16 protein-coding genes are annotated in these 19,615 nt (G+C 35.8%); 2 read left to right on the top strand and 14 right to left on the bottom strand.

The genetic code is table 11. The annotated features are described in order from the left end of the window. Positions 1-169: 169 nt before the first annotated feature. The 3 genes from RCO25_RS15770 to RCO25_RS15760 form a co-directional block, all read right to left on the bottom strand. The gene (locus tag RCO25_RS15770; protein WP_308997099.1) at positions 170-835 is read right to left on the bottom strand and encodes a CpsD/CapB family tyrosine-protein kinase; all 666 of its coding nucleotides are present in this window, start codon (positions 833-835) and stop codon (positions 170-172) included. Further along, entirely contained in the window at positions 825-1,568 is a 744-nt protein-coding gene (locus RCO25_RS15765; RefSeq protein ID WP_308997098.1) for a YveK family protein, read from the bottom strand. The genes RCO25_RS15770 and RCO25_RS15765 overlap by 11 nt, the downstream gene beginning before the upstream one ends. Positions 1,569-1,668: 100 nt before the next feature. After that, positions 1,669-2,079 carry a helix-turn-helix domain-containing protein gene (locus tag RCO25_RS15760; RefSeq protein WP_308997097.1) on the bottom strand — a complete coding sequence of 137 codons (411 nt, stop codon included), beginning with the start codon at positions 2,077-2,079 and terminating at the stop codon, positions 1,669-1,671. 326 nt (positions 2,080-2,405) lie between these two features. Between RCO25_RS15760 and RCO25_RS15755 the strand changes: the two genes are divergently transcribed. Next, entirely contained in the window at positions 2,406-4,898 is a 2,493-nt protein-coding gene (locus RCO25_RS15755; RefSeq protein WP_308997096.1) for a right-handed parallel beta-helix repeat-containing protein, read from the top strand. 818 nt (positions 4,899-5,716) lie between these two features. Here RCO25_RS15755 and RCO25_RS15750 read toward each other — a convergent pair. Beyond that, on the bottom strand, positions 5,717-6,769 hold the full coding sequence (locus RCO25_RS15750; RefSeq protein WP_308997095.1) for a glycosyltransferase family 2 protein: 1,053 nt from the start codon (positions 6,767-6,769) through the stop codon (positions 5,717-5,719). Between the two features lie 1,026 nt (positions 6,770-7,795). Between RCO25_RS15750 and RCO25_RS15745 the strand changes: the two genes are divergently transcribed. Next, positions 7,796-7,918, top strand: a complete 123-nt coding sequence (locus RCO25_RS15745) for a hypothetical protein (protein ID WP_308997094.1) — start codon at positions 7,796-7,798, stop codon at positions 7,916-7,918. 875 nt (positions 7,919-8,793) lie between these two features. Here RCO25_RS15745 and RCO25_RS15740 read toward each other — a convergent pair. From RCO25_RS15740 to RCO25_RS15695, 10 genes are all read right to left on the bottom strand, one after another. Beyond that, on the bottom strand, positions 8,794-10,362 hold the full coding sequence (locus tag RCO25_RS15740) for a lipopolysaccharide biosynthesis protein (protein ID WP_308997093.1): 1,569 nt from the start codon (positions 10,360-10,362) through the stop codon (positions 8,794-8,796). Position 10,363: 1 nt separating this feature from the next. After that, entirely contained in the window at positions 10,364-11,395 is a 1,032-nt protein-coding gene (locus RCO25_RS15735) for a glycosyltransferase family 2 protein (protein WP_308997092.1), read from the bottom strand. A gap of 39 nt (positions 11,396-11,434) precedes the next feature. Beyond that, positions 11,435-12,619, bottom strand: a complete 1,185-nt coding sequence (locus tag RCO25_RS15730; RefSeq protein WP_308997091.1) for a glycosyltransferase — start codon at positions 12,617-12,619, stop codon at positions 11,435-11,437. 178 nt (positions 12,620-12,797) lie between these two features. Continuing rightward, positions 12,798-13,079 carry a hypothetical protein gene (locus RCO25_RS15725; protein WP_308997090.1) on the bottom strand — a complete coding sequence of 94 codons (282 nt, stop codon included), beginning with the start codon at positions 13,077-13,079 and terminating at the stop codon, positions 12,798-12,800. A 144-nt stretch (positions 13,080-13,223) separates the two neighbouring features. Beyond that, entirely contained in the window at positions 13,224-14,357 is a 1,134-nt protein-coding gene (locus RCO25_RS15720; RefSeq protein ID WP_308997089.1) for a polysaccharide pyruvyl transferase family protein, read from the bottom strand. 17 nt (positions 14,358-14,374) lie between these two features. Beyond that, positions 14,375-15,559 carry a glycosyltransferase gene (locus tag RCO25_RS15715; protein WP_308997088.1) on the bottom strand — a complete coding sequence of 395 codons (1,185 nt, stop codon included), beginning with the start codon at positions 15,557-15,559 and terminating at the stop codon, positions 14,375-14,377. Further along, positions 15,556-16,590, bottom strand: a complete 1,035-nt coding sequence (locus tag RCO25_RS15710) for a glycosyltransferase family 2 protein (protein ID WP_308997087.1) — start codon at positions 16,588-16,590, stop codon at positions 15,556-15,558. The genes RCO25_RS15715 and RCO25_RS15710 overlap by 4 nt, the downstream gene beginning before the upstream one ends. Positions 16,591-16,923: 333 nt before the next feature. Then, positions 16,924-17,262, bottom strand: a complete 339-nt coding sequence (locus tag RCO25_RS15705; RefSeq protein ID WP_308997086.1) for an ArsR/SmtB family transcription factor — start codon at positions 17,260-17,262, stop codon at positions 16,924-16,926. Between the two features lie 240 nt (positions 17,263-17,502). Beyond that, the gene (locus RCO25_RS15700; RefSeq protein WP_308997085.1) at positions 17,503-18,369 is read right to left on the bottom strand and encodes a 5'-3' exonuclease; all 867 of its coding nucleotides are present in this window, start codon (positions 18,367-18,369) and stop codon (positions 17,503-17,505) included. A 34-nt stretch (positions 18,370-18,403) separates the two neighbouring features. Further along, on the bottom strand, positions 18,404-19,609 hold the full coding sequence (locus RCO25_RS15695; RefSeq protein WP_308997084.1) for an aminotransferase class I/II-fold pyridoxal phosphate-dependent enzyme: 1,206 nt from the start codon (positions 19,607-19,609) through the stop codon (positions 18,404-18,406). Between the last annotated feature and the right edge of the window lie 6 nt (positions 19,610-19,615).

Raw genomic sequence — 19,615 nt, 5'->3', positions numbered from 1 at the left:
CACACCCTTGACGACTCGCGTCTAAGGTTTTTCCTAACCCACAGCATGGCCGAGTGCCCCCATTGATAACGGTGAGGAGACATTACCGAACGAATCGGCCCTAACGGACCGAATGTTGTGCTTTATAAAGAACAAAAGCCCGTAAAAAAAGCGCTATTGATAACGATCATCAAACGCTCTTTTTATTTAATATGACGCCAAGTATGTTGGCTTTTGCAAACAACAACGCACGCTTCGCTTCGAGTGCCAATTCTTTATGGGTTTTTCCACTTTTCAAAAGCAACAACACGCCATCGCATTTACTAACTAATGCGTTCGTATCTGATACGCCTAATACTGGCGGGCAATCCAGCAGAACCATTTCATACTGCTCAGACGCAAACGCCATAACATCCACCATAACCTGCGAATCAAGCAGCTCCGTCGAATTATATAGTCGCTGCCCGCTTGGCAAAATATCCAATCCTTCGACCTCTGTATTATAAATGGCTTCGCGAATTTCGAGCTGTTGTCCTAGTACATTCGACAGCCCTGGCGAGGTTTGTACATTGAATATTTTGTTAATGATCGGATTCCGGAAATTCGCATCAATAATGAGTACCCGGTCACCCCGCTGTGCCATACAAACCGCCAAGTTTATAGCTGCCGTCGATTTCCCATCTCCCTCGGAGGGAGATGTGACAAGCAGCGAACGAATTTTTTGACCGTTTGCAGCATATTGAATGTTATTACGAATGGTTCGATACTGCTCAGATATTGCGCCATGAGGGTTAATATAGGCCAGCAAACTTCTGTTTACATATGACTTAGACACCATTTGCCTTTCACGAACCAATCGTCTCACCCCGCACTAAAATACTCTTTTGTTTCTTTAAATGTCTCGCATAGTCTTTTCGTTTCATTTTGGTGACAGAGCCCAGCATCGTTAAACCTAGTAGCTCTTCAACTTCTCGTTCTGATTTGATAGAATCATCTAGTGAATCTAGAAGATAGATTAAACCGATACTTAAGATTAATCCGAATAAAAAGCCTATATAAACGATTGTATTACTTCTCTCGTTGATGGGGTATGGGTTTACCACAGCTGGCGTTAGCAGTCTAATGTTACTGACGCCTAACGTTTCAGCCGCAACCTTCCTATAAACCTCTACGCCTGTATTTGCGATATCAGCAGCTAACTTCGAACTAGGATCGATAACCGTTACTACAGTTACAAGAGATCCATCAACATTGTCCACTCGAATTTGATTTCTTAGCTGTGCCGCTGAACGGTCAAGTCCAAGCTGTTCAATAACCTGTTCCAAAACGATCGGCTCCCTAAATAATACCCTTACAGTAACAAGCTTATCTGAGCTTGAAGTAACAATCATTCTTGAAGATGCTGCATACAAGGGTGGTTCAGGCCTATTGTTATATAGACCCGCTAAAACCGTAACGACTATGGTAATCAGTAATATCAACCATATTCGCTTTCGAATGACCGTATACATTTCTTTAATGTTAATCTCTTTAACTTTTTCTTTATCACTTCGGATTTTCAACATCTCTACATTTCTTTTACCTTCCATTTACACACCTGCTTAATGTTTGTAATAAAGAACAATAAGTTAATATTAGTTCTTTATATAGAACATGTCAAGACACGTTTCCTTAATTTCTTGTTAACCTTCAGTTATCGATATGAAGGATAATGATATTTGATGATTTCTTTTTCTCATTCGAATAGAGATTGGTCTCCGGCCTGTTTTCCTTCCACATATTTGAACGAATCAGGTCTTTTAACGTTTGAAAATCTCCCTTGCTCATACCTTCATCAACGGCATTTTTAATAATGGAACGCCATTCTTCATCCAACATTTCATCATGGTTAAGTTTTGGTAAATGCTCTTCTCCAAGTAAATACTCAATGTTTGAATCCAAAGGCGCTGCTATTTTTGCCATTACTTGAAGAGACGGGTTGTTTTGCATGTTGCGTTCAATGTAGCTCAAATATGACTTGGATACGCCAGCTAGGTCGGCAAGCTTCGTTATCGAATAGCCCTTTTTTTCCCTTAGACTCTTAATCCGTTCCCCTATCATATTATTCTCCTTTGTCCATTTTAGATCCTAACGTTAAGCTAAGCGCTTGCAATCAAAATTAAATTTTATAACATACAATATATTTATATTAGTTCTTTAAAGAGAACAGGTCAACCTATTTTCATATATTACGTTGATTTATGAGATCATCGCAAAAGGTAGTCGTAAAGTGGCCTTACTGCTGCTTATTAAATCAATTACAAAATTTCCAATATGTGCTAAAGCTCATACTCAATCCCTTATGGACATGAGATAATTGAAATCAGATAATGCAAAAGCTTACACTCATGTGTTTATTTCATATTAAATGGAGGTGCATATTGTTCATGAATAATATCTATATTATTGAACTCAATCGATGGGGAATAAGTAATAACGGAACTGATGCTTTAAAGACAACAGAGGGGATAAATTCTGCCTTGCAGTGGGCAAACCTCAATGATTTTTTAATAGTAGTTTTACCAAAAGGAGACTATCTAATAGATAAAAACTCTTCTGTAGAACTTTGCAGTAATACAAACTATAAATTTTATGGCTGTTTGTTTAAAAAAGAATCAAATAAATTATCAGAATATACTGTTATATCATGTGATAACATTAAAAATGTAACAATCGAAGGTGCTACTATCAAGGGTGACAGAGAAACGCACGATTATACTAGCGGGGGTACACATGAATGGGGATATGGGGTAAATTGTAAAAATTCATGTTACAACATATTAATAAAGAATTGCGAAGTTTATGAATGTACAGGTGATGGATTTACAACATCAATGGATTTCTCTAGCATTGGTGGCGTTCAACATCCAACACATTTTGCTAAAGGAGATATTGCTAGCACAGGAAGCTTGGATACTACAAAAACCAATTACACTACTGTAACAAAATTCTACGATGTTACAGGAGATCTAGTTAAATCAGTAGGATATTTTTATTACTCTGGTGATGGGTATGGTGGCTACGGCTTGGGTAGCAACTTAAATAAAACCGCAATTAAAGTACACTTTTACAAAAAAGACGGTTCCTATCTAGGCTATAGAAACACAAGATCTTATGAATTTAATTATTTGGACTCGTTACCAATTGGCACATCACAAGTGAGATTCTCTTTTTTACAAAATTATGATTTGATGAGTGGCAACCTGCATTATGTTTCATGCGCTAAAATTCCTCAGTATATAACTTACACAAATTGTAAATCACACAAGAATAGAAGGTTAGGTGCTTCTGTAAGCGGAGGAAGGTTCATAACCTATAACAGTTGCGAATTTTATAATAATAGTAATCCTATGGATAGGTCAAACGGCTGCAATCCCGGCTACGGTATCGATATTGAAGATGGTTATATGTCCAATCAAAAAATAACCATTAGAGACTGCAATTTCTACGATAATAGATCTGGAGCATTTATATGTATCAGTACTAGGGGGGTTCATTTAGAAAACAATAAATTCAGAGGAGCTGTTAATTTTAGCGGGAGTGGTGATGATTATTTATCACATAATAATATTTACTATGGCCCAATAACCGGCAAATCGATTACCAGTGGTGTAGAATCAGATGGGACTTTTTGTACATTTCGAAACGACTCTATATTTGGTGAGAACTGTAATATTAACGCTGGTAATACTACAATTGATAATTGTGTTTTCACAAAATGCAGCCTATCTTTAAGCGGTGAAACGGTTAAAATCTACAATTGCAAGATCACCTTCGATAACCCTGAGAAAGATGGGGTACTCTTTTTTTTAAGTAAAAATATAGAATTGCGTAACTCCCTATTCGATATTAGAAGAGCCAAGGGAATTTCAAATGTTAGTTACGGCGTAACGGATAACGCTTTCCTCTCAAATGTAAAATTTTTAACCAGTGACACGAGTGGTGGAACTTATTTTGGGACAAAAAATTTGATTGTTGAAGATTGTGAGTTTATCCACACAGGGACCACTATTAACTACAGTCGAATGATGGTATCAGAAAGCATGAGAGTTGAAAATTCAACATTTAAAAACCAATCATTCCGATTTGACGGAGGAGATATTGGTAGTGATAAGCTAGCCTTGGATAAGGGATATAGTACTCATATCTTTAAAAATAATAAAATAGTTTGGGATGCACCTTACTCACTTTACACTCATGAAGCTAGAGGGCAAGGAGTTTCTTTCCTCTCGATACCAAGAATTGACATTATAAATAACCATCTAGAAGTTATCGGGCAAGTAACCTCCTTAGGTTCCTTATATGCATTAAGAGTGTTTACTGAAAATTATTTATTTCTTTCTAAAAATACAATTGTTACTAAGAATAATACAGGGATTAACACTAAAGGGACCATTACTATCGAAGGGGTATATAGAAAGAATGGAACAACATTACCAATTCCAAAGACATTAATTATTGCGGAGAAGAATAGCAAAATTAATTCAGAAATAATATTCACAAACAATGTAAATCAACAATTAGAAAAAAATATTCTTGGAGAAACCCTTCATTCTGCTAGTGCTTTATCAGAACCTACCTTTGGTAAGTACAGTATTGGGCAATTGATCTATAATGCTGCTCCCACTCCCGGAGGATATGTTGGTTGGGTTTGTACAACAGCAGGTACAGCCAATAATATCCCATGGGCTGCAGGTAAAAATTATGTAGTTAATAACTTAGTATATACAAATGGGAAAGTCTACAAATCTAAAACCTCAGGAAATAGTGGTTCAACACCTCCCTCGCATAATACTGGTTCAACTACAGATGGTAATATAATTTGGGAGTATGTTGATGTTTTAGCTGTATTTAATAAATTCGGATTTATTCCCATATGAAGTAGCAGTCCGTAAAGATATAATGTTACTTTTCTTATTCATCATTGATAGTTTTCGTTGCAGACGCATTTTGCAGAAAACTTGTAACAGATTATCATTTTAGACATGATCACGATCTTGTTCAAATGTTCCTTCAACTTTCATAATATTCAGTATTCTTGCGCTATAGACAAATAAAAATCCTTCACAATGAAATGGTAGATAGTACCTGATCATAATTCACTAAAACAGATCAACTAATGCGCAAGAATACCCTTTTTTTCTTCCCTTATAAGTGCTCGACCTTTTGGCATGACCGCGAGAAATAAATTATGTATAGGTCATGCGTTGGACTGTATGGTTGGGAGGATTCTCTTTTGCTCTAGAGACACTCCGTCAAGCAGTCAGCGGAGTTCAGGTGATCTGTTCTTTGAAAGGTGCTACGCTCTAAGCATTATTAGAATAGCCAAACCCGTTTTGTTCTCAGGCAAGCATCTCCACCATGTTCCCCAGATAATTACAGAGCTCAAGACTTACAAATTGACACTAGTGCTTACAGCCGCGAAAGTCATATAAGTTTCTATCAGCTCGCTATTCCCGCTCCTGGTGATGGTTCAGATTGGCTTCAACGTGTTCAATATGTATTCATGCTTTCGGCCTTAGCGTTCAGTCATTTTGCAGTTCGTATTCGGCTTATGACCAACTAGAAATTACGCCTTACGCACCGGGCACTAATATGCATGATTTTGCTCATTGAAACGCCCAACAGGTTTATGACCAAGCTTCTTAGAGAGCAGCATGTTTCGCAATCTGTAGAATACTTGACGATTAATTTAAAACTATGAGATTTTTGAAATGATCAAAGTCAAGTAATTTCTAATTTTACTTTTCTTGTGCATTGAATAACCTAATTGATAAAGATACTCCACATTTTTATTTCTTATTGCACTTAAGTATTCCTCTGGAAAGCACTTGATAGAAGCCTCATTTGTAAGACAATTAATCACATTTTCATTTGAAGAGTAATCAACAATTTTTTTTTTGATTTCCTTGTTAGACAAATTCCCTTGAAACAAGTTTTGTAAGCATGTTTTGAATGTATTTAGCAACATGACACTTATGCCGTTAAGATGTTTTTGTGAGTCATTGAAATGTTCATTAATAACTTCTTTTTGTATTTGGTATCCATTTGTCATATCGTCGAATAAATAAGGCATGTATTTGCTTGTATAGCCACCTGTTCTGTAATAGTACAGAGGATTAGTGACAACTTTAACACGCTCTGCTTTTAAAAATACCTCTAAATTATAAAATAGATCATCTCCTAAATAATGAATCCTGTTCAGATAATTTCCTGAACTTAATAGTAGATCCCTTTTGTAAAGTTTAGCGTATAAGGATGCTGGAAAAGAATGTCCATGAAAATATGATGTTACTAAGTTTTTCTTTACATCTTCTTTTGTGTAAACTTTATCAATTTCAAAATAAATGCTTTGTGTTTTCCTCTTGATTAGTTTACCATTGCCTACAACTTTATAAGTATTGCAAACAGATATATCTGCATTATTTGTTATTAATTCGTTATAAAGGCACTCTATAATGTTTTTATCAACCCAATCATCTGCATCTACGAACATTACATATTCTGAGGTAGATACTTTAAGACCAGTTTCACGAGCAGCTACACTACCTTCGTTTTTCTTGTTTATTAAGATAATCCTTGAGTCTTCACCTCTATATTTTCCGCATATTTCCAAACTGTTATCTTGGGAACCATCGTTTACTAATATTAGTTCAAAATTAACAAATGTCTGTAATAATATTGATGTGATACACTTATCAAGTTTGTTACCTGAATTATATATAGGTACTACAACACTTACTATATTCATTGAAGTCCCCACCTTTTATTTTTCTTTTTTTATAATACCACGTTCTTTATAAAGAATGGAGAGGTATAGAAAATATATTGAAAATAAAAAACGGTTCTCATTTTAGGACTCAAAAACAAAACCAGTGCTTGATGAACTGATACGAGGTATACCACTTGGACCAAATTCCAGACGCCAATCACGCTATGGATGCCGCTTAGAAATAAGTCAAAGAACTCCCCGCAGTGCATTCCGTACTCATGGCCATTTGTACCAGCCATCAGTCCAATTCCCGATTTTACTTCATTTCAGACCACTGCCGCTTCATTGGAGTTCCCCTTGAATGACATGCTTCACCATGTGATGTGATCATCAATAATTCGGAGTTTGTTCTGTGAAACGTATATCATCAGAAGCGCTGTCTCTGTCGATGGCAGATGCTAATCCGCGTGAGGAATTATTTCCATTGAGTGCTCTAAATTCAATAACATCGGCTTGTTCCGATTTCGGAAAGCTTGGTCAAATGTTGCGCCTCTTCATTATCTGATGCTAGAGGGAATATAGGCCGTACTGGCCGAGCCGTCTTTAAAGTCAAGGCAAGGTCGAAGGGATAAGGCATTATTGACATTGTTGTACGAATCAGGGGCACACGTCCAAGAAATTATTGATTTGACAGTTTGCCATGTCCGATTAAGCAGACCAGCTAAGGTGAAGTTTACTGGAAAGAGAATAAACTCTGAATTTCCCCCATCATGCCCAATTCATCCAAAATAATGAAAATACGTTCGGGAAACAACCATAAAGCATGAGTAAACAAGGTTTAGACACGCCTTTTTCATAAATCGAAAGGAGGAGCGGTTAAGAGGGGCTACATCATAGATAAATATGTGGATCAAGCAAGAAAACTTCAACCCGAGTTATTTCCTGATCAAGTTACACCACATGTATTTAAACACAGATAAGCAATGCAGTTGCTAGAGGCAGCTAAAAGAATTCGTATGATCATTACATCGACTTTCGGAAACAATGATGCTGAAGATTCGATTTTTGCTGAACATCAAAGAGGATTCCAACTCGCCGCTGAATTTAATCCTGGTCGGGCGGCCTAGCTTGCGCAACCAGCTTAAGGTGAGGCATTTGAACGCCATTGATCAGCGGATTCAAACCTAATCAGTTCCAAGGGTTCTCAGAAGAGGAGACGAGTACCTACATTCAGCACTAAGTCAGGGCATCTGGTTCCGTTCAGGAGATATTTTCGGATGACGAGTTGGTTGCGATTCACCTATTTGCTCATGGCGTGCCTAGAAAAATTAATAACCACTGCAGCCAATCTCTATTAGATGCATTCGTTCGTAAAAACAAGATTGTTGGTGAAGCGCACGTCCACCGAGTTATGAACAAGATGTAATTCCAAAACACAAGGCTAAATACTATTCGTCAGTGGCAGTACGAGTGACGCTACCCGAGTTGCTACGACGATGCCACTTGCCATTCATCCGACAAGGTGGCTGGCTGCGGACACCTTGGAAATGCTATTGCGCTTGATTCCCTTCTCCCAGACATCAAAAAAAAAGGAATCGACACCTGATAATCTTTTCGAAATTGTGCTTCCTGACGTGGTTAATAACCAAATAGAATCCATGCTGATGCACGCAATTGAAGCAAACCTATTTGCCTAAGCACATATTCACAAACCATATATTAAATACATCAATCGAAATAACAATAATGTATATTGGCATCGTTGATCTGACTTATGACGGTATTGCAAAGGCATCTTATGGACTTGTAGAAGTTGAAGCAGGCAAAAATAGTACATCATTACAACGAGTTGCTTATGATGTATAACGTTTAGTTGGGATTTATAATGAAGTAAATATCCAAACTCGGAAATGATGATAGAGATCATCCGTAATGCTAAGGTTTAAATATTTTTGATGACACGGAGTGACCTTTCATGCGAATTGAACAAACATATTCCATGGAAGGTCACAGATTCTAGTTCATTCCAAATAAAAAATATTACTTAAGATTGAACATGTAGTTTAGTGACCGATCCCATACTGGCTCTTCAGCTTTGCTGCAGTAGATCTAAACAAAGCATTCACTTTTTTTATTCCTTTCATAAAAAAATTCATTAAATACTTAAATTCTTCTGTCTTATAAAAAAATAAAGTGAATAATATATTAGGAATAATTACACATATCATTCCTATTCCAATTAAGGAAAGTATTCCGTTCTCATTTGAAAGAAAGCTACAAATATAAGTTGTTACAGCACAAGCTACTATAGTTAAAATTCCATAAAGTATATACTTTTTAAAGTAATCCCAGACAGGCATTTGGAAAATTTGCTCATAAACTAAACGTGGTGCATACCAAAATGTAACAAGAGTACTTATTGTCGTACCTATAAAGATGCCTGCTAATCCAAAATATTGAACTAAAATAATTGCTGTACCTAGATTAACAGCAGCCTCAATTAGTGGTATATACTTATCTTGGACAAATATCCCTGCCTTAATTTTAAAAGTTGATATCGACGATCTTAAACCCATAATATAAAAATTCACCATTATGACCAAGAAAGTAAGGCGATCTAATAAATAACCTCCTCCTAGCCACCAATTAATAAACGGCTCTAACAAATTGTACAACACAACAAAACAAATTGAATAAATCCAAAAATTCAATAAGTATATAACTTTAAAAATTGAATATTTTTTTTGATCGCTCTCTGTTGCAATTAAATTCCCTACACTCGCTCCTACTCCTCCTAATAAAGGAGAAATCAATGACCCTATTTGACCTATAATCATGGAATAGTTGGAGTACAATCCCACTGTTACAATTCCTGCGAACGTCGAGATTAATATATTATCTGTCCCCAGTACACAATAGGAACCTATATTATGTAAGAATAATGCTTTTACATTTTTAATTAACTTTTCTTTTTCTTCTCTATCGATTAAATAGGTTTTTTTTGTTTTTATGTAATTGTATCTTTTGTTAACAATCAAACCATTAAATATATTCTGTACAATAAATACGATAAGTTCCACCAATAAATATATTACATAATCCTTAGTCAAAACCAAGATGCCGATTCTGGACAATAAAGTTAATATCTGGAATAAGATATTTACCCTAGCCAGTACATACCCTTTTTGATCTGCATATATTAACGATACTTTGTGTGCATTAAAATATGTGATCATATTTTTCCCAACAAATATAAAATATACTATTGTAAAATAAGATATTGATTCTCCTTTCAGTAAATTATCCAAAAGAGGATATATAGAAATACTTAATATGAAAATTATCACTGCCAGAATAGCATAAGCTTTTTTATACAGCTGTACGAATGCAATAATCTTGGGTTTATTATTTTCAGCCAACGGCTTATATAAATTATAAACAATGCTAGTTCCTATGCCACTTTCTACTAAGGCAAGCATAGCAAGTACATTTGTTAGCAGCCCATTAATACCAAGATATTCTGCTCCTAGATTATCGAGAAATACTTTCCTTGAAATAAATCCTAATATAACAATTATGATTTGGGACCCTAAACTTATTGAAATGTTTTTCAAGGAATTTGCTGTTCTCATATTACACAACCTTATTCACAAACTTTTGTATTATATTCTTAAATTTAACTGAATTTATAAACCATACAACTTTTTTTTGAATACAAATCTTTTGAAGTAGTTCAATAAACATTGATGGTGCTTTATATATCAATATATCTTCAGAAAATTCTTTGTCCAATAAAATATCTATCAATACTTTATGCTTCCTTGCAATAGCCATATCACTACTTGCAGTATCTTGCATATACGAAAGAGTAATTCCTGTATAATGATTTTTTATAATATTAATATACTGATTCAAATTATACTTATTACACAATTCAATTAAGAATCTCTTATTGTCAAGCACATAAAAATACATATTTTCCCTATAAACATTTGATAACGACTCTCTTTTACGAATGTAATAATTATATAACGGTTGTTCCACATACACTAATATGTTAATCGTTGGAAGTATAGTGAAATTAAGTTTAGCGTCCTCGCTATGATTTTTTTGTTCATCGTATCTTATGTTTGTAGATTCGAATATCGTTTTTTTATATAGTTTGTTCACACTAGAAACTAAACTATAGGTCTTTTCAACAAGTATAGAAGGTAGTATTTCTTCTTCAATCGTTTGTTTTTTTATAGGACAATTTATCTCTTTCCATACCGTTGAAATTGATGTCTTATTATTAAAATTATTTATTGTCCTAATTGGACAAACCACAATGTCGGCATCGTAAGTAACTGCAGCATATAATAAAACTTCATACATATTCGGTTCAATAGTATCATCTGGGTCCACAAAGGCTATATACTCTCCTCTCGCCATTTCTATTCCGCTATTTCGAGCTGAAGATACACCTTTATTTTCCTTATGTATTACCTTTATCCGATTATCCTTTATTGCATATTCCTCACAGATTTCACCGCATTTATCAGGAGATCCGTCATTTACTAAAATTAGTTCAATATCTGTAAAGGTTTGTGTCAGAATTGAATCTATACAATCGGACAAGTACTTTTCAACGTTAAATATCGGGACTATAATACTTATTTTTGGCACTGATTTGTCTCCTCCAAACTCATTACTAATATTATTGGCCTAAATAACATCATATATTTTTTGTATTTCTTTTGTAGAGTCCGAAGTTTCTTTAGCTAGGTTTTCAGTGAATTTCTTACATAAATCAATATTATTTATTAATTTTTTTACAGCTTTATATATTTCATAATCGTCAATATTCACAATTAGTCCTGTTATACCATTATTAATTTGTTCTCTTGCACCATTAACTTCTGTAGTTACTATCGGTCTATTTAAGCATCTAGCTTCTGATAGTGTTATACAGTAGCCTTCATACCTAGAAGGTTGTACATAAATATCACATTGCTTCATATAGGGATATGGATTGGAGTCTGCACCCAATAAAACAAATTTATCTTCCAGTTGATATTCTTTTAGAAGTTCCTCATATGTCGATCTTTCATTTCCTTCACCTAGACAATACCACTTAACGTTATATCCATCTTTAATTAATCTATCTAACGCCCTTATTGCCAAATCTTGCCCTTTCTCAACAGATAATCTGCCAACTGTAAGGATTCTTAATCCTTCATACTTATCAATAAAACCAATACCTTCTCTTGATTGAAGTTGAATTATTTTTGATGAAATGATATTGAAGAAAACTCGGACTTTTTCTCTAATAACTGGTACCTTTTCAATCAATTTTTTCTTTGCCTCTTCTGAAACAACAAATACTACATCAAATTTCCTTAAGTTTTTAGCTGCAAATCGCAGGTTGAATCCAATTTTCGTAACATCAAAATGAATCCATTGGATCTTTTTCTTAGCTTTGATTTTGTTCAGAACAAAATAACTGATTAAGTCCATCGGACCTGCATAAGCTACCGCAACATCATATTCATTTTTGAACACATGATGACGCAGAAGGTATTTAAATAACAAGCTTCTATCATTTAACAACTTAGTTACAATATATAAAATTAACATCATCCCGCCCTCTACAAATTTACACTTCCTCATGAGATTCTTTACTGTTAATAGAGGCGGATCGTTTACCATATTCTTAAATTCAGAATAGTCCTTAACATATTCAACATGAACGTTTATAGGAATAGAACTTAAGAAACCACCGTATTTCTCCAGCATCAATATCGTTATCTCATATTTATCTTTAGGAAGCTCTTCTATCATGTTTAGCAATGCTTTTTCAGTTCCACCCACATTCATATTGATTACCATGAACAACAATTTTTTTTTCATTAGAATTAACCCGCTTTCTGTCAACAGATCAGTTGGTAGAAATTATCCAACTCCTCGACATTTCCTTTTTTCTCGTTTTGTAAATAACTAATATATTATTAAAAAATCATCATTATTTATTATCTGAGAAATCCCTTCGTACACGACCTCTCAGTTCTTGTCTACAACCAGTCCATCATCACCAACTACCATTGATTAAATACAGCGTCAAATATAGTAGTGACGCAGCTATTGCAATATCACATCCCTTTTTCTGGTTTAGTCTTCCAATAGTTAGTATCCGGATGCCATCAAACCGATCGTCTAAGCTTTCTCCAATGTCAGCCATTTTAGAAATAAAATCTGGATTATTAATATCGCAAATAACGCTACTGATCTGAGAGTTACTTACTGTTTTTTTAGGCCTCAACATCAAAATTAGTGCTTGACCATTTAGCTCGGAAGGCGTTTGAGATTGCATTCAACTAAAATGCCTGCTTTGTAATGGGAACGGTTTCGTGTAAAATAATGACGTCGTTAAAATGCTTTTATCCAGTCTGCGTCTGTCGATTCTTTTTTGTTGTGGGGTATACAATAATTCAAGACTAGCAGATATTTTCCATTTTCAACCTCTTATCAATACATCAAGCACTGGTTCTGGCTTTGGTTCTATAAACTCATTTAGCTTTTTAAATTGATTTTTAGCATCATTTGAGATCAAAGCGAGGTCTGTTTTGTTATAAAAAGAATTTTTCATCGTGTTTTCATCATATTGTAAATGGAGTTCATTCATATTTATTAAGATCTTATCCATGTTTATGTCTCCAAGCATTTCACTAGTTTTTTTGCTATACACTACAGGCATCAAACCAATTTCCAATAACAAAGCGATAATATTCGCATGAAATCTTGCCGCAACGATCAATTCAAATGAAGCAATTAGACGAATGGCTTCATCTATATCCCCTTTATAATCATATATTTTAATTTTTTCAGACGTGCTTATTGAAAGTGATGATTTTATAATGTTTATGATTTCGAGATCGCCTTCTTCTTCACAGAAAGACATTAAATAACATTCAAAGCCTTTTTCCGTTAGCAGCTCTATTGATTTCACTGTACTTTTAATATAACTATCGTAGTACTCAGATAGTCCTTTTTTATGTCTAACATCGATTATAGAGAAGCCAACTCGATTTTTTATTGCTGATCCTTTATATCTTTCCATATCCATTTGAAAAACAATATCTGGTGCGTATCTAACTTGTGATAAGTTTTTAAATAAGTTATATGAATACAAATCCCTAAAACAAACATCATCACATTGCTTAAAAAACGCAAGATAGTCACTATAGAATTGTTCGGTCGTGAAGGGGCCAAAGTTAGCACCTAATATAAAAACAGCTTTATTCCTGTCCTTAAACTCCTTGACAAGATTCATTCTATCCTTATATAAAGATCGATGGTATTCCTCTTCTCTAAATATGGAGCCTCCTATAAAAATAAGCGCATCATGTTCTTTTGCTACTCTTTCATAATTATTTAAATAATCAATAACATTCAAACGCTGGCCGATCTTGTTAAAGATCGTATATTTACGCCTATTAAGATTCTCGTATTGAGAGATAAATTCATCATAATTACTTCCCACATAATTAAGCGTAAATTCACAGTTTGGATATTTTCTTGCTAGGATATCTAAAAACAAATCATCACCTAAATTAAATGCCAAGTATATGTCTACAAAGATTTTTTTCATATCATTATCACCACTCTTTAATTTTCTATTAATTGGTAAAATTTATTTAATTGATTGATTGAATTATACGGTTCTTCAATATTCAACTGCTTAACGATCTCTTCTCTAAAGTTCGAATCATCTAAATACTTTCTGATTCCATTGAATATACTATTTTTATTATGCTCTACGATTAGTCCATCGATGTTATTATTTATGATTTCTTTTGCTGTATGGAAATTTGAGCATACAATAGGCCTTTTCAATATTTTCGCTTCACAAACAGTTAGTCCAAAACCTTCTTTTATTGAAGTTTGAACATATATATCGCAATTTTTCATATATGGATATGGATTCAGCCTTTTCCCAAGTAAGAAAAAACTATCTAATAAATCATTCTCCACTATCAATTCCTGAAGTTTTTTTCTCTCTGGACCCTCGCCGATTACAAACCATTTGAACCTATATCCCGAATCTTTCAATAAACGTGCAACCCCGATAGCACTTTCATACGATTTTGCAGAAACTAGCCTTCCAACAGTTAATATATTTACGACTTTCTTATCAAATTCATTAATTTCAACTTCTTCCGACATCGTATTGATTAAATCTGGATTAACAATATCAAATACGATATCGATCTTGTCGTCATAGTCAGTTCTGATCTTCATTACTGATTCTTTCGTATGCTGAGAAACAGCTATTATTTTAGTAATGTTCTTATACGATTCATAATCCAATTCTTTATCGTAAAGAGTATTAACATAGTCTGTATTAATCCAGGCTAGTTTCTTTGATGCCTTGACTTTACTTGCAACAAAATATGTAGGCATTCCTTGACTATAAGCGATTGCTACATCATACATACTCTCAATGGGGTATATTATTCTGGTTAAGTTTTTATACACCACTTGCTCACTATGTAATGTTTTTTTTGCATACTTATTTAATCTCAAATTTAATGAAGTTTTAATTTTATAATATGAATATGTAATGTTTTTGGCTGCTGCGAATTTTTCATTATTAAGAAATCTAAAATATTCAGGCACAGGTAAAATATTTATATGCTTAGGCAGGTATCTTTCAAGATCCTCTCCTCTTTTAAATAACAATAAATCTATTTCGTATTTTGAAGGTTCAATCAAATTCAATAGTGAAACTAAGCTTTTTTCTGCACCGCCTATAGATAAGGAATCGATAACAAACAATAGCTTTTTCTTCACGTACTCACCACTTTTTCTTTTATTTTCTGTTTATATCCTTTCAATTTATATAAATAATTTCCATAAATAATACTTAACCTTATAAATTTATTTTTCATTAAAAATATATATGGTTTATAAAAAATATTATTGCTTGAAAAATCTCCTGAGTATTTCCCTACATATTGCAATGATAAAATTTGTTTTACATTACTTATGGCATTTTTCATGCCTAAGGCTTTGAAATTTATACTCTGCTGCTCCACTAAGTTAATGACTATATCTTGAATTCGTTTCGTAATGATCTCTTTTGTTCTATTTTCATGAAATTCGACAGAATTAAATATTTTTTCAATATGCTTGCAAACATTAATATTATTTTGCAGATAATCAATTGATATATTAGAACTTATGCTGTTTTCATTAAGTCTATTATAGTGATACAGGTGTCCTTTTATTGCAGTGAAAGAATTGCAGTGAACAGCATACTGTAATACAAATATTAAATCCTCAGACATAAAAATATTTTTGTCCATCTTAATATTATTTTTAAGTATTATTTCTTTTTTATAAATTTTACTCCACAGAACTCCTCCTGTTCCCTTACACACCATATTCATAAATGAATGTTTGGAAACAACCTCATCAAAATCAAAATCCGTATAGTTAAGTATCCCGTACTTGGATATATCCTTATAACCACAACAAACTAAGTCAGATCCAGTACTAATCATTTTACTTAATAACAATTCGATGTAATATTTATCAACAGTATCATCGGAATCAATAAATACTAAGAAATCTCCTGTTGACTCCAGAATTCCCTTATTTCTAGCTTCAGATGGACCATTATTTTCTTGATAAAAGTACAATATTCTTTTATCTTTTTCTCTATACTCAAATACGATCTCTTCACTACGATCAACAGATCCATCATTTACAAGAATTATTTCAATGTTCGAGTACGTTTGATTCAATATGCTCTCTAAACATTTGGAAATGAATTTTTCACAATTATATACAGGTACAATTACACTTACTTTTGGAAACATTCTAACCTCCATAAACAGCTAATATTTTAAATATGATTAAATTACTAAAAAACTCATTACTCAAAAAAATTCTTAATAAAGAACACCTTCTCAAAAAAAAAGCCTACCTCACCAAAATCAAACAACTTTATGATCAATACGAGACCATACTTTAATAGTAGTTCTTTATAATGAACACGTCAATGTAAAATTCAATTCTTATCATTAACAACATCCATCCCCAATTTTAATTACTAAAACTAAAAACACCGAAAATCAGTATTTTCGGCGTTTTTAGCTTTTTATATAGGTTACTTATATTCTTATAGCGTTGCCAAATACCCATCTACCTTTTTATTCCTTATCCCCCGACAGCTTTTCCTGTGCCTGCAGCTTGCGTAAATAATCATCCAGGTTATCTAACCTCTCCTCCCAGATGCGGCGGAAGGACTCAAGCCAATCATCCAGCTCAATCAGCGGCTGCGTACGGAGCTGATAGAAGCGTCGATTCGCGCTTGGCTTAACTTCAACAAGTCCAGATTCACTAAGTACGCGAAGATGCTTAGAGGTTTGCGGCTGGTTAAGTCCGAGTTGATCAGCAATTTCCCCCACGGATAGCGGACCATTACGCAGGAGTTCGACAATATGCAGCCGATTCGGCTCCGCGAGAGCGTTAAAAATCGTCTCTTTCATAACCTCAACTCAATTCGAAAAAACAAATATTTTATACGGCATTCTTTGGTGTTAGAAAACGCCTGTACCTAAGGAAATGCCAAACCCTTCGGCTCCCTATGAACTGATCGTAAACTTACAATATAAATATACACTTTACGGAATATTCCTGTCAAAGAATATTCATTACTATTTTCACAACATCACTTTAAAAAGATCTCCTCACCACGCTTGGTACATGCGTAAGGAGATCTCCATTAATTATCCGATAAGAGCAACCAAGCTCTTAAACTCCAGCTCCTCGAACTTCCGCAGGACGCTGTCGCGGTCATATGCCCAGCAGCAGCCCTCAAGCTCTGCCGATACCGGCACATCACAGCGGATCGTAGCCAAGTCGCGGGACAAATGAAGCATAGCCAGATCCGCTTCGATTTTAGCCCGAATCGTTTTGGACACTACCTCTAAATTTGCCAGCAGACCCTCGATAGAGCCATGCTCTTGAATCAGCTTATGAGCCGTCTTCTCGCCGATCCCTTTTACGCCGGGATAGTTATCGCTGGTGTCGCCCATGAGACCTTTGATATCGATAATTTGAATCGGGGTTAGCTGGCGTTCTTCCATTAAGGTCTCTGGCGTGTACACCATATAGTTGCCGATCCCCTTCTTCATGATGGCAACCGAAACACGGTCATCCACCAGTTGAAGCATATCATGATCGCCCGTCACGACAAAAATTTGCGCTTGATCCTTCAGTGCTGCAGCCAAAGTACCGATACAGTCATCCGCTTCATATCCCGCAATGCCTATGTTCGGTACATTGAAGCTCGCGACAACGTCTTTTACAAGATCAAACTGCGGCACCAAATCCTCCGGTGCGGCAGGACGATTCGATTTGTAGCCGTCATATTGCTCCGTCCGGAAAGTCGTGCTTCCCATATCCCAGCAGCAAGCCACATGCGTTGGATTAAAGGTGTTGATCGCATCCATGAAATAACGAACAAATCCATGCACGGCGTTTACCGGTACGCCTGCGCTCGTTTTACGAACGCTTCCTCCAAATGATGTTGCAAAATAAGCCCGAAATAAAATCGCCATGCCATCAACTAAAAGCAAACGCTGCTCACTCATATTTTTATAACCCCTCTCTCGCCCATTAACCTCTTTATTGCCCGCGAATAAAGTTTCCAATCCTTTTCGCTGCTTCTTTCAATCGTTCTTCGTCTTCCACAAGCGCTATCCGTACATAACCTTCACCTTCGGAGCCGAAGGCTTCCCCTGGAACGACAACAACTCCGGTTTGCCGCAGCATTTCCTGGGAAATCCGTCTTGATGTCCAAGGTTCGTCCTGCGACCATTGCATCGGAGGCAGCTGCGCCCATACAAACATGGTTGCCTTTGGCGCTGGAACCTGCCATCCTTCAGCACGAAGCGCTTCAATAAATGTGTTACGTCTCTGCTCGTAAAGCTTCCCGGCCTTTGGCAGCTCCGCGCCAGCAATCGCTTCCTTCAAGGCAGCTATGCCAGCCTCTTGAACGGGATCGAACACACCGTAATCGATATTGGCTTTTAGCTCGCGAAGCGCGCCGACCGCAACCTGATTCCCGGCCAAAAAGCCTATTCTGCAGCCAGCCATATTAAAACTCTTGGATAAGGAATGAAATTCAACCGCTTGGTCAAGCGCACCCGGTACCTCAAATATACTTGGCGGCTCGCAGCCGTCAAAGCCCATCTCCGAATAAGCGAGATCATGTACGACTAATACGCCGTGACGACGAGCCTTATCTATGAGCCTCTCGAAAAATGCAACGTCTGCTACCGCTGAGATGGGGTTATTCGGATAATTGAGCAAAATAAAGGTAGCTCTGTCCCAATCCGCATCGGAAATAGCATCCAGATCAGGCATAAAGCCGTTTTCTTCCTTTAGCGGCATCAGCACTGCTTCCACCCCGGCAAGCGCTAATGACCCTGCGTAAATGGGATAACCCGGATTAGGCAGCAAAGCCGTATCTCCTGGATCGCAAAGCGCCATTGCCAGATGCGCTAGTCCATCCTGTGAACCAAGCAGCGTAACAATCTCGCTGGCGGCATCAAGCTCCACGTTAAAACGATGCTTCATCCATTCCGCCGCATGCTGACGAAAGGGCAAGCCGCTTTTTGTAGCTGGATAGGCATACATATCCGTGCGCAAAGCCGCCTCACTTAGCGCTTGCCTAACGGAAGGCGAAGGCGGCTGATCCGGGCTTCCGATGCCAAGGTCGATAATATCAAGCCCGCTTTCTGCTGCTGACCGCTTCCACGCCGCGACTTCTGCAAAAATCGATGACCCTAACTGCGACAGCCTGTTCGATCGCCATTTGGTTTGCGACATTCGTTT

This window comes from Paenibacillus sp. LHD-38, assembly GCF_031157315.1.
Classification (GTDB): domain Bacteria; phylum Bacillota; class Bacilli; order Paenibacillales; family Paenibacillaceae; genus Pristimantibacillus.
The sequence above is the reverse complement of the archived record's forward strand: the minus strand, read 5'-3'. Positions and strand labels throughout refer to the sequence as shown.